The sequence below is a fragment of the Dryocola clanedunensis subsp. sulfonylureivorans genome (assembly GCF_016756775.1).
Lineage (GTDB): Bacteria > Pseudomonadota > Gammaproteobacteria > Enterobacterales > Enterobacteriaceae > Dryocola > Dryocola clanedunensis.
The window spans coordinates 347,544-360,648 of the sequence record NZ_JAERMU010000002.1; the positions used below are offsets into that span (position 1 = coordinate 347,544).

The 13,105-nt window shown below is 53.9% G+C and carries 7 protein-coding genes; 4 read left to right on the top strand and 3 right to left on the bottom strand.

Annotated features, from left to right (window positions below; translation table 11 throughout):
• Window positions 1-11 precede the first annotated feature (11 nt).
• A complete protein-coding gene (locus HYQ67_RS03470; RefSeq protein ID WP_202301498.1) occupies window positions 12-7,112 on the top strand; it encodes an Ig-like domain-containing protein in 7,101 nt (2,366 codons plus the stop codon).
• A gap of 73 nt (window positions 7,113-7,185) precedes the next feature.
• On the opposite strand, the gene HYQ67_RS03475 is transcribed toward HYQ67_RS03470, so the two are convergent.
• The 3 genes from HYQ67_RS03475 to rlmG form a co-directional block, all read right to left on the bottom strand.
• Window positions 7,186-7,638, bottom strand: a complete 453-nt coding sequence (locus HYQ67_RS03475; protein ID WP_202301499.1) for a hypothetical protein — start codon at window positions 7,636-7,638, stop codon at window positions 7,186-7,188.
• Window positions 7,639-7,667: 29 nt separating this feature from the next.
• Complete coding sequence (locus HYQ67_RS03480; protein WP_202301501.1) at window positions 7,668-8,273, bottom strand: winged helix-turn-helix domain-containing protein; 606 nt, start codon at window positions 8,271-8,273, stop codon at window positions 7,668-7,670.
• Window positions 8,274-8,784: 511 nt separating this feature from the next.
• On the bottom strand, window positions 8,785-9,921 hold the full coding sequence (rlmG, locus tag HYQ67_RS03485) for a 23S rRNA (guanine(1835)-N(2))-methyltransferase RlmG (RefSeq protein ID WP_202301503.1): 1,137 nt from the start codon (window positions 9,919-9,921) through the stop codon (window positions 8,785-8,787).
• An 84-nt stretch (window positions 9,922-10,005) separates the two neighbouring features.
• On the opposite strand from rlmG, the gene HYQ67_RS03490 reads away from it, so the two are divergent.
• The 3 genes from HYQ67_RS03490 (at window position 10,006) to HYQ67_RS03500 (ending at window position 12,901) form a co-directional block, all read left to right on the top strand.
• On the top strand, window positions 10,006-10,509 hold the full coding sequence (locus HYQ67_RS03490) for a M48 metallopeptidase family protein (RefSeq protein WP_202301505.1): 504 nt from the start codon (window positions 10,006-10,008) through the stop codon (window positions 10,507-10,509).
• Window positions 10,510-10,665: 156 nt separating this feature from the next.
• Window positions 10,666-11,664 carry a Gfo/Idh/MocA family protein gene (locus HYQ67_RS03495; protein ID WP_202301507.1) on the top strand — a complete coding sequence of 333 codons (999 nt, stop codon included), beginning with the start codon at window positions 10,666-10,668 and terminating at the stop codon, window positions 11,662-11,664.
• Between the two features lie 268 nt (window positions 11,665-11,932).
• On the top strand, window positions 11,933-12,901 hold the full coding sequence (locus HYQ67_RS03500) for a TerC family protein (protein ID WP_202301509.1): 969 nt from the start codon (window positions 11,933-11,935) through the stop codon (window positions 12,899-12,901).
• The last annotated feature ends 204 nt before the right edge of the window (window positions 12,902-13,105 follow it).

A 13,105-nucleotide genomic window follows, 5' to 3' on the forward strand; every position in this document is an offset into this window, starting at 1 on the left:
TGGTAACCACTATGATTTCGATGACCTCTCCTGTCGGGATGAAAATAACCTCCTGGAGCCTTATTTTTATTCAGATAGTTTCTCCTTTGTTATATTCGATAAATGCCATCGCCGACACCCGGCAATTAAATCATATCGAAGAGACAATTATCGGCCTGGAGTCGGTGGTCGAAGGTAGTGACAAAATATACAGTGAGCTCCCTGCCCCCTCGGCTAAAGCCAGCACGCCCCAGGCTGCCACTGCCGTTCCCTGGACAGAACAGGGTCTGGCTACGCCTTTTGCACCTCTATCTGGCTCTACCCCAGCCGGTCAAACCAGCTCAGGGTTACCTTCGCTTGGCAGTGAGCGTTCAGCTACAGCTCAACCGGAAACAGATTCACAATCCGGCATCGCATCGGGCGTGATGCAGGCAGGTCGAATCCTCTCGGATAAACATGCCGCTGATGCCTCACTTAACTACTTTAAAAGCCTGGGTGAAGGCTTAATCAATCAGGAAATTAACGACTGGCTGAACCAGAAAGGGACAGCCAGAATTTCTATTGATTCAGATGCCAAAATCGCGGGCGATCTGCTGTATCCGCTGGCCGAAAGTTCAGATTCTCTGGTTTTCACTCAGCTGGGTATGAGAGCTAAGGATGACCGTAATACGCTGAATGTTGGGGTCGGTTACCGCCAGTATCTGGACGCATGGATGTACGGCGTTAATACCTTTTATGACTATGACTACAGCGGTAATAACGCCCGGCTTGGCATCGGCACTGAGCTGTGGGGAAATTATCTGCGTCTCTCGGCCAACGGCTATTTCGGCCTGACAGACTGGCACCAGTCCGATCTGTCAGATATGCGGGACTATGATGAGCGCCCGGCCTCGGGCTTTGATATTCGTGCTAATGCATGGCTGCCCGCTTACCCTCAGATTGGCGGTAGCCTGAAGTACGAAAAGTACTTTGGCAAAGGCGTGGACTTGAGCGGCGACGGTTCGCCAGACGATCTTGAAGATAATGCGCAAGCTGTCACCGTCGGCCTCAACTACTCGCCAATCCCACTGGTCACGTTGAAAGCCGAACAGTCATTTGGGGATACCAACGAAACCAATGCTGGTGTGAATTTTACGTATCGCCTGGGTGTACCATGGCACCAGCAGATCAGCCCCGACTCGGTGGATATGATGCATAGCCTGATGGGCAGCATGCAGGATCTGGTCGATCGTAATTACGATATCGTGATGCAGTACCGCAAGCAGGAGCTGCTGCGCATCTCTCTGCCGCCGCAGGTTAACGGGCGGGCGGCTGAAACGATCGCCTTGCCTCTGACGGTTCAGAAGGCAAAGTACGGACTCAAAGAGGTGGACTGGACGGCAGATGCCAGTTTTTATTCCCACGGAGGCACGCTGCGCAAAGTCTCGCTGACGCAGGCAGAGGTGGTGCTGCCGGCCTTCGCTTATAACCTCCCTGTCTCACCCACGCAGCAATATGTTATCAAGGCAGTGGGCGCAGACCAGTACGGCAATAAATCCAACGTCGCCACCACCACGATCAACCTTGCGCCTTCAAAAAATATTGTCAGCGCGTTAACGGTTACGCCTTCCGGGAGCGTACCGGCAAACAACTCAGATTACTTTACCGCCACGGCAGTCGTGCGCGATGAAAACAATCGCCCTCTGGTGGCTCAGCCAATCACCTTCAGCCTAGAGAATTTAAAGGGCAACGATGGCTATTCCGCAGCGACGTTATTTGTTGCTGGCCGCACTGGCAATACCACGCTCACGGTGAATACCGATAACGCGGGCAACGCGACGGTGAATATCCGCAGCAAGCTGGCGAAGCAGGGCACGCTGCGCGCTACGATGAATAACGGTAACTTCAAATCGGCACCGCTTTCGTTTGTTGCTGATACTGCCACCGCTCGCGTTGACGCACTGGAGATCCTTGCCAACAAAGCCCTCGCGGATGGTCACAGTAGTAATAAACTTCAGGTAACCGTAAAAGATCTCAATGGCAACCCGCTGAGCGGTGCTCGCGTTGAGTTAAGCGCCAGCAACAATGCCACGCTGGTGAATGGCGATAGCGTCACCACAAACAGCAGCGGCCAGGCGGAGATTCAGGTGACCAGTAATCTCGTCGGTGAGAGCATCATCACCGCCCGAATCAATGGCACATCCAAATCCCAGACCGTCATATTCACTGCGGATAAAACCTCTGCGGCTATCGCCGAGGGCAATCTGACGTCGACGCAGGATGCCGTGGCCAATGGCAAGGCGACAAATATCGTCACTGCAATCGTCACCGATCCGCGCGGTAACCCGGTGGCGGATGTGAACGTTATCTTCACCATCAGCCCCGGTGCATCGCTCAAGACACTTAACGTGACGACCGGCAGCGACGGTATCGCCAAAGCAAGCGTAACCAGCCTGAATGCCGCAACCTTTACGGTAAAAGCTCGCATTAAGGAGTCGGGGAACAGCGCGCAAACGACCAGCCGCTTTATTGCCGATGCTTCAACCGCCACCCTTCTCGACGGCAATCTGGTCATTAACCCGAATGGCGCGTTGTCGAACGGTATAGCGACAGACGGCGTTGAAGCGACAGTCACCGACGCCAACGGCAACCTGCTCTCCGGCTTCAACGTCTCTTTCAGCGTGGCGAATGGCGCAACGCTGCGGGACACGGCGGTCTCTACAGGAGACGACGGTAAAGCAAGAACGACGCTCAGCAGTACCAGGGCCGGGAGCTACGCCCTCCAGGCGACGGTGAACGGGCATTCTGTTAGCAAAACGGCGACGTTTATCGCTGATAGCGGTACGGCAGGAATTGCCAGCGGCGATCTGCGGGTCACGGCGGATAACGCAAAAGCCGACGGTAAGGCCACCAACGCGGTAGAGGCAAAAGTGACTGATGCGACCGGCAACCCGGTGTCGGGTGTTGCCGTGAGCTTTACCGCTAACAACAGCGTTAACGTTGCGGTCGCTTCTGCAATAACTAACGATCAGGGGATAGCCTCCACAACGCTGAGCAGCACCCTGTCGGGAGTGGCACAGGTGACGGCCACCGTGAAGGGGGCCAGCCAGAGCGTTAACGTGACCTTTATGGCAGACAGCGCGACCGCCACGCTGAGCAATCTGACGGTCACCGCCGATAACGCTATCGCCAACGGTACCGCCACCAATGCGCTCAAAGCCGTGGTAACAGATGCCAGCGGTAATCCCGTATCAGGCATTACGGTGACCTTCCGTGCAACCAACGGTGGCCGCATGACGCAGGCGTCAGTAGTCACAACGACTGAGGGTGTCGCCATCACTACGCTCACCAATACCGTCGCCGGGGAAACCAGCGTTACCGCCACGGCGAATGACTCCAGCCGCAGCGTCACCACGACATTTATCCCGGACGGTAACTCCGCCACGCTGACTGCCGCCAATCTGACGGTAACGATGAATAACGCCTTAGCCGACGGCACGGCGAAGAATGGCGTGCAGGCGAAGGTGACTGATGCCTATGGCAACCTCGTGCCGGGGGTAACGGTGAGCTTCAGCGCCGACAATGGCGCAACGGTGATATACAGCGAAGCCATCACCAACGCACAAGGCGTCGCCAGCACAGGACTGACATCCACCGTAGCGGGGGTAGCAAGGGTGACAGCGGTAGTGAACGGTGAGAGCCAGCGCGTCGATACCACCTTTGTTGCTGATGGCTCAACGGCAACCATCACCGCCAACAATTTGACCGTGCTCTCTGACAACGCTAAAGCCGATGGCCAGGCAACCAATCAGGTTCAGGCGAAAGTCACTGATTCTCAGGGCAACCTGATTGCAGGGGCGACGGTGAACTTTACCGCCAGCAATGGCGCGAGTATCACAACAGCCTCGGTGGTGACGGACGCGCAGGGGCTTGCCAGCACCACGCTGACTAATATCCACGCCGGAATAACAAAAGTGACCGCTGCGGTTAATGACACCAGCCGGAGCGTGGACACAACGTTTATGGCCGATGGAGGAACGGCAACCATCATCGACGGTAACCTGACGGTGACGGCGAACAATGCCAAAGCTAACGGTACCGCGACCAATGCTGTGCAGGCAATCATCACCGATGAACAGGGTAACCTGGTGCCTGGCGTAACGGTGAGCTTCAGCGCAACTAACGGTGCGCAGCTCAGCACCGCAACAGTCATCACCGATGAACACGGCCTTGCCAGCACAACGTTGACTAACGTGACTGCCGGCGTGACGGTCGTGAGCGCCGCGGTGAACGGCAACCGACAGAGTGTGAATACCACTTTTATCGCCGACAACAGCACCGCCCGGATCATCAGCGGCAACCTGAAAGTAACGGTGGATAATGCGGTAGCTGACGATGTCTCCACCAACGAAGTGCAGGCTACGGTGACGGATGCCAGCGGCAACGTCGTACCTGACGCGGTGGTGACTTTCGCCGTCGATAATGATGCAACGTTGATCGCTGCATCCGTCACCACCAATGCCCAGGGCATCGCGACCGCCACACTGAAAAATACGCATGCAGGGGTAACAAAAGTGACGGCGACCGTTAACGGCAGCAGTCAGACCGTGAACACGTCATTTGTGGCCGACGAAAGCACCGCTCGTATCCTCAGCGGCGATATGACGGTGACAGAAGATAACGCCAAAGCCAACGGCACGGCGACAAATGCGGTGCAGGTGAAAGTGACCGATGCCAACGGTAACGTCGTGCCTCGTGCTACCGTGAGCTTCACCGTCACTAACGGCGCAAGGTTGACTGCCGCCTCAGCCATCACTAATGCCCAGGGGGTCATTGTCACCACGCTGTCCAGTACGCAGGCTGGTGTGGCGAGCGTGACAGCCACGGTCAACGACAGCGCTCAAAGTGTGCAGACAACCTTCGTGGCCGACAAAAGCACCGCGCGGATCGCCAGCGGGAACCTGGTGGTGACGGCGAATAATGCGAAGGCTGACGGAACGGCAACTAATGCCGTCCAGGTAACGGTCACCGATGCCAGTGGCAATATCGAGCCCGACATCGCGGTCAACTTTACCGTCGATAACGGCGCAACGCTGGCAGCCGCTTCTGCGGTTACCAACGCCGAAGGGATCATCACCACCACGCTGAATAATATCCACGCCGGAGTGACAAAAGTGACTGCGTCCGTCAACGGCAGCAGCCAGACCGTGAACACGATTTTTGTGGCGGACGAAAACACAGCCCGCATCATTGACGGCAACCTGACGGTGACGGTGGATAACGCGAAGGCTGACGGGACAGCAACAAACGCGGTGCAGGTCAAAGTTACCGATGCCAGCGGCAATATCGTGCCAGCCGTCGAGGTCACTTTTGCCGCCGATAACGGGGCATCGCTCACTGCCGCAGTCATCACCAACGCCCAGGGGATCGCCACCAACACGCTGACGAATATTCACTCAGGGGTGACGAAAGTGACGGCGTCCATCAACGGCAGCAGCCAGACTGTGGATACCCACTTTATGGCCGACAAGGGCACCGCCCGTATCATCAACGGCGATCTGACCGTGACGGTGGACAACGCGAAAGCTAACGGAACGGCGACGAATACCGTTGAGGCAAAAGTCACCGATGCCAGCGGCAATATCGTGCCTGACGTCACGGTGAGCTTCGTCGTCGACAACGGCGCAACCCTGGTTGCCGCATCGGCAGTGACCAACGCCAGAGGCGTCGCCACCACGACATTGAAGAGCATCCATGCCGGTGTAGCGAAAGTGACGGCCACGGTTAACGGCAGCAATCAAAGTGTGAATACCACCTTCGTCGCCGACAAAGATACCGCCCGCATTATCAACGGTAACCTGACGGTGACGGTGGATAATGCCAAAGCTGATGGAACGTCAACCAACACCGTTCAGGCAAAAGTGACCGATGCCAGCGGCAACCTGGTGCCAGCCATTGCGGTAACCTTCACCGCCGATAACGGTGCAATTATCGGTCATGGTTCGGTCACGACGGACGCTCAGGGAGTTGCCACCGTTACGCTGACCAATACCCTCGCCGGGGTGACAAACGTAACGGCCAGCGTGAATGGCACAAGCCAGAGCGTAGGGACGATGTTCATCGCAGATGCGATGACGGCAAACGTCGTTCAGGTGACATTAAACGACACGGTAGTGGAGAAGAAAGCCAACGGGATGGAGTACTTTACCTTCACAGCGCTGGTCAAAGATGCCAATAACAACGTCGTACCCGGCGCAACGGTTAACTGGGCCGAGGACAAAGGTTCGCTGGCGGTACTGCAAGCCACAAGCAGCGTGACCGACGCCAACGGCATGACGACAATGCGCTTAACCGGTACGACAAGAGAAGCGCTGGATATCCAGGTTTCTGCCAGCGTAGCGGGCGGCAACGTCATGAACGCTGATAAAAAAGTGTCTTTCAAGGAAGCTGTGGTGCAATTACAGGGCGAGATCAGAAATGGTGTGAGTGACGATCCGCTGCCCGGCGTTAGCGTTCAGCTGTTCGCGTCAGCCCAGGCCACGACACCGCTCTATCAGACGACCAGTGGGAGTGACGGTACTTACTCTATTGCTAATGTTCCGCAGGGGATTTACTACATAAGAGCATCCCTTACCGGTTTCATTACCCTTGATCAGTCTCTGGATCTCAGCGAAGTAACAACGTTGCAAAAGAATATTGTGTTGTCCCCAAGCTTAAACGGTAAGGCTGCCCGCATCATATTAACCTGGGATGCGGAACCCAAAGACCTGGACGCTTATCTGAGGGTGCCATCGGCAGATAACCCTAAGTCTCTGATCACTGTTTCTGGCGTAAACAAAGCCCCTGCAGGAGCAGACGCAACCCTGGACAAAGATGACAGAAACGGTTACGGCCCGGAGACAATCACGATCTCTGATTTCCACCCGGGAGGCGTCTATTGCTACTCCGTTACCCGATACTCGAGCACGCCTAAGGTTTATACCGGTGCTATGGTGCAGCTTTATCTCTCTGACGGAACAAGCAGGACATTCAGAATAGAGGACACCACCCCACCAGGGGCAAATGCCGCAGCCTGGACGGTGTTCAGAATAGATACCCGCGCAGAACAGTTCATTGTGACACCGGATAACAGAATAGGTAATTACTGCGATTAAATCAGAAGCTAAGTAACAAAAAAGGTGCTCAACGTTTTACATTGAGCACCTTTTTTTTAAACCTGCTATCCGGTTAGATACCCGAAAGCATTTTGCGTTTTTCATGCACCAACACGAAGTTTGAATACTGAATTTTCGAGCACAGGGTTTCAACCTTCATTTTTAATTCCATGGTGTAGATGCGTTTAGCCGCCTGATCCATAATATTTTTATTGGTATTAAGGAAAATAAAAGCCTCTGATAGCTTTTGATATTCTTCCAGATATTGTGGATAGCGTTCAGCCCCCTCTTCTCTTAGCATATTGAGATTATCAATACACCTGTTGTTCGTCGATGTGTATGCCAGCCCATCGGTTAAACCTTGTAGGGTGGTGGCATTATCCTCAGCAGGTCCCGACTGGTTATTGACCATAAAAAAATTCTGCTCAGGATCCAGGTCTGTTGTCACACTGGCAGGAGGTTTATGAGTACAGGCAGTAGCGAGAAGAAGAGGTAACAGGAGGACGGCATGTCTTTTTCTATTCATATATTTCCTTATAAGAAGTCAGTGAACATTCACTTTGCATAATATTCCTTGCACACCACCGTAGTGGCCTTCTCGCCGGGCGGTGTACACAGCGTTAATACCGCGTTCTCGTTATTTTGTTGCTCGAGTATTGTCTCGACACGCCCTTCGTGGGGAGACGTTGACCGACGATGATAGCTGAGGACAAAAATGACCAGTAACATGAGAAAGAACAGCAGTAACAGTAGTCCACGCTTTATACCGGATGCTTCATTAGCGACGTTATGGGATGTGGCAGAGGTAGAGAGCCGATCTGTCTTATCAATCTCCTTGACCACTTTCACGTTTCCGTTGAGGCAAAATCCGATACGAGGAACGGTGATAATCACTTCGTCTGCCCCCAGCAGAGATAAGGTTCGCCGGGAGATTGAAATATACTGATTAAGCGTATTATTGGAAGAGCGCAACCCTTGTTTATCCCAGATATTTTCCAGTACCGCCTCCCGGGATAATACATCACCATTGCTGTCCAGAATGAACTGCAACAAATTGCTGTTCGTTAATGTAAGGGTCAGTACCCGCTCCGGGTCGTCAATGTTCCACAGGGTGCCATCTTCAGGTTTATATTTAATTATTCCATTAATAATATATGTCATAGGCCCTGGCTACTTAAAAGAGAGGACAAAAAGTGCTTTTATATTTAACATAAATAAAGCCGTGGATTTATAAGCTTCTCTTAAGTGAACTTAAAATTACTTATAACCATCCTCAGATTATCATGTAATTATAATGCATGGGTCAGAAGGGATGTATTTAAGATAAAATTCGCACAAATAGTTGTTTTTTACAAACGCCGCCGATTTTATAACAAACCTATAATCGTTTATAAATAATTATTAAATAAAAAGAGCCCTGGATCAGGGCTCCTCAGACTGATGACAAACCTAAAGCGTATGAGTTTCGCAAAGATCTCACCGAATAAATAACAAGGAAAATCAATTCGTTGATTTTCGCCTGCTGACCACAAAGAAGGAAAAACCACGCTTTTTCCTTCTTTGTCAGCAATCTAAAGAGCCCTGAATCAGTGCTCCTTTACCATTTTGCCGAACACGTTTGTTTCCCGGCGCTACGCTTTCCTAGCCAACAAAAGAGGGTTGGCTTTAACAGTTAGCGTACCCGGCCTGTTTTCACGGCTTTAAGAACGACGAACTTATTGTTGCCGATAATCGTTTCGCAGTTGCCGAAGATCTTTTTCAGCTTGCGGAAGTAATCCAGGTGACGGTTAGCCACAATATACAGCGCGCCGTTGTTCACGAGGCAGCGGCGGGCATGGTGGAACATCTCCCACGCAACCTGGTCCGTCAGGGCGTGCTGCTGGTGGAACGGCGGGTTGCACAGGATAGTATCGAAGCGGTAAGGCTCCACGCCGGACAGCGCGTTATTAATCATAAATTCGCAGCGGTCCAGGTTTTCCGGCATGTTCACCTCGACGTTCATGCGGCTTGACGCCACCGCCATCGGAGATTCATCCACAAACACCACGTTCGCTTCCGGGTTCTGATCCAGCAGGTGCAGACCCACCACGCCGTTGCCACAGCCTAAATCAACAATCTCACCTTCCAGACCGGTTGGCAGATTCTCGATAAAGAAGCGAGCGCCAATGTCCAGACCCGTACGGGAGAAAACGTTCGCGTGGTTGTGAATGGTCCAGGGCGTACCTGCCAGCTTCCAGCTCAGGGTGTCCGGGGCATCCTGCAATTCAGGTTTGGTAAAGGTGCCGTTAATCAGGCGCGCCTTTTTCCAGGCCAGAGTGGTGGTGGTTGGGCCGAGGATTTTTTCGAACAGCTCAAGCGTTGAGTTGTGGATATCACGCGCTTTGGCACCGGCGATAATGCGGGTTTCAGGCGTCACGACTTTACGCAGCGCGCGCAGCTGTTGCTCCAGCAGGGCCAGCGTTTTCGGCACTTTGATCAGCACCACGCCTGGGGCATCCGGGTAGTTCGCCGTGCTGTCCAGGAAGGTGACGTTTGATTCGATAATGTCGTTCAGGCTCAGGTTCTGGCGCGTGGCCAACTCGCTCAGGTAAGAGTCGCTGATGCTGTACGGCTTGTGCTCGGCCAGCACGGTGGCCAGCGTGCCGAAGGTGTCGTTAAAAATCAGGACCGGGCCGCTGATTTCGGTGTCGTCCAGCTGTTGCAGCAGATAGTCATCCGCCGCTTCCCACGCCTGCAGCGGGTTGACGTCGTCCGTTTCCGGGAAACGTTTTAGTGTCAGTGAACGGAAACCGTTGTCTGATTGGCTCATCGGCCCTCCTGGATGGTAAAATTTGGTGTGATCCCCTGAATGGGGGCGTGAGTATACCCTTTTTTCCTTCCGAAGAGCGTGTGAATGAGTGAACTGACTTACTTAAGCGGCTACCCCGAGCACCTGCTCGCCCAGGTTCGTACGCTGATTGCGGAGCAACGCCTCGGTGAAGTGCTGCAAAAGCGCTACCCGCAGAGCCACAACATCGCCACCGACAAAGCGCTCTATGCCTATACCCAGGATTTGAAAAGTCAGTACCTGCGCAACGCGCCGCCGATCAATAAGGTCGCCTACGACAATAAAATTCACGTTCTGAATAATGCGCTGGGGCTACATACCGCCATTTCTCGCGTGCAGGGCGGTAAGTTGAAAGCGAAAGCAGAGATCCGCGTAGCGACGGTGTTTCGCCAGGCCCCCGAAGCATTTTTGCGCATGATTGTGGTGCACGAGCTGGCGCACCTGAAAGAGAAGGATCACAACAAGCAGTTTTATTCACTTTGTTGCCATATGGAGCCGCAGTATCACCAGTTCGAGTTTGACACGCGCCTGTGGCTGACGGAGATGGCGCTTAAAGGATCCGGTGGATGACGCTATCGCTTATCCCCCCTACAAAACCGGGCCGTAGGTCGGATAAGCGCCAGCGCCATCCGACAAATCCGACACCATAATAGAGAATGGCACTTGCGTTGATCCCCCCTCTAAAGCCTATAGTAACGGTTGGTTAATTCGGAGATTACAACGCTCATGATCAGATTCGCCGTGGTTGGAACTAACTGGATCACCCGTCAGTTCGTCGATGCCGCCCACGAAAGTGGCCACTACAAACTCACCGCGGTTTACTCCCGCACCCTCGAGCAGGCGCAGACCTTCGCCAATGAGTATATGGTTGAGCATCTGTTTACCGATCTTGAAGCGATGGCGAAAAGCGATGCGATTGACGCGGTGTATATTGCCAGCCCGAACGCCCTGCACGCGCCGCAAAGCATTCTCTTCTTAAGCAATAAAAAGCATGTGATTTGCGAAAAGCCGCTCGCCTCCAATATCCGTGAGGTGGAAGCAGCTATTGCCTGCGCGCGTGAAAACCAGGTTGTCCTCTTCGAAGCGTTTAAGACCGCCAGCCTGCCGAACTTTATCGCCCTGCAACAGGCGCTGCCGAAGGTGGGCAAAATTCGCAAGGTGTTGCTCAACTACTGCCAGTACTCCTCCCGCTATCAGCGCTATCTCGACGGCGAGAACCCCAATACGTTTAATCCGGCCTGGTCGAACGGCTCGATTATGGATATCGGTTTCTACGTGCTGGCCTCCGCCGTAGCGCTGTGGGGCCAGCCGCATTCGGTGAGCGCCACCGCAAGCCTGCTGGAGAGCGGCGTCGACGCTCACGGTTCCGTGCAGATGAACTACGGTGATTTTGACGTGAACCTGCTGCACTCCAAAGTGAGCGATTCAGTGATCCCGAGCGAGATTCAGGGTGAAGAAGGTTCGCTGGTTATCGAGAAAATTTCCGAATGCCAGCGCATTACCTTCGTGCCGCGCGGCGGCAAGCCGCAGGATCTTTCGCAGCCGCAGCACATCAATACTATGCTTTACGAGGCCGAAACGTTCGCCCGTCTGGTGACGGCAAACGAAGTGAATCACCCAGGACTTGTGACTTCGCGCATCACCTCTGCGTTAGCCACAGAAATCCGGGCGCAGACCGGGGTGAAGTTCCCGGCAGACGATGTCCCGGCGTCCGTCACGGCGTAAAGCTGTGTAAAACAGGGGTAGCATGATATTGACCGGAGTAATGGTTCGTAATATTTTGTTACTCGCAAAGGGGAGTAACTTCATTGCCGGTTAATCGTCATTACGGTGCGAAAGCACCCGGTTACCGGGCAATGCGAATGGCTTTTTATCGAAAAGGCTATTCCGCGTTGTAAGTGAGACCTTGCCGGAAGGCGAGATCCCTGTTGCAAGCATTAGCGGCTGGCGTCTTCCGACGTTGGCCGTTTTTGTTTTTCAAGGAATCACTTTTATGAATAGTGTCGGCACACCATTGCTGTGGGGCGGTTTCGCCGTCGTCGTCGTCATCATGCTGGCAATCGACCTCCTGTTACAGGGGCGAAAAGGCTCGCACACCATGTCCATGAAGCAGGCTGCGGCCTGGTCACTGGTGTGGGTTTCACTCTCTTTGCTGTTTAACGCCGCTTTCTGGTGGTATCTCACCGGCACCTCAGGGCGTGAAGTGGCGGATACCCAGGCGCTCGCCTTCCTCACCGGCTATCTGATTGAGAAAGCGCTGGCGGTGGATAACGTCTTCGTCTGGCTGATGCTGTTCAGCTACTTCGCCGTCCCTGCCGCTTTGCAGCGCCGCGTGCTGGTTTACGGCGTGCTGGGTGCGATTGTGCTGCGTACCATCATGATCTTCGCGGGCAGCTGGCTGATTACCCAGTTCGAATGGCTGCTGTATGTCTTCGGTGCGTTCCTGCTGTTCACCGGTATTAAGATGGCGCTGGCGAAGGAAGATGAGGCGGGCATTGGCGACAAACCGCTGGTGCGCTGGCTACGCGGTCATCTGCGTATGACGGACAAAATCGAAGGTGAGCACTTCTTCGTGCGTAAGAACGGCCTGCTGTTCGCTACGCCGCTGCTGTTAGTGCTGATTCTGGTTGAGCTGAGCGACGTGATTTTCGCGGTCGACAGTATTCCGGCTATCTTCGCCGTGACCACTGACCCGTTCATCGTGCTGACCTCTAACCTGTTCGCGATTCTGGGTCTGCGTGCCATGTACTTCCTGCTGGCTGGCGTAGCGGAACGCTTCTCAATGCTGAAGTACGGCCTGTCGATTATCCTGGTGTTTATCGGCGTGAAGATGATGATTGTCGATTTCTACCATATCCCGATCGCCATTTCGCTGGGCGTGGTAGGCGGTATCCTGGCGCTGACACTGATTATTAACTCGGTGGTTAACTACCGCAACGATCAGAAGAAACTGGCGAAGTAAACTTGTCGGATGGCGCTGCGCTTATCCGACCTATAAAAACGCGGGCGGCGCTGCGCTTATCCATTCTTCTTAACCCTTTGTGGGCGTAGCTACCGTCTTGAACGTCAAGCGGTAGCTGCATAATTTTCATCCCATGGCAGGCGTGTTTTAAGCACCCCGAAGCACATGTGCACCAGCTTGCGCATTACTGCACCCAGCGCCGCC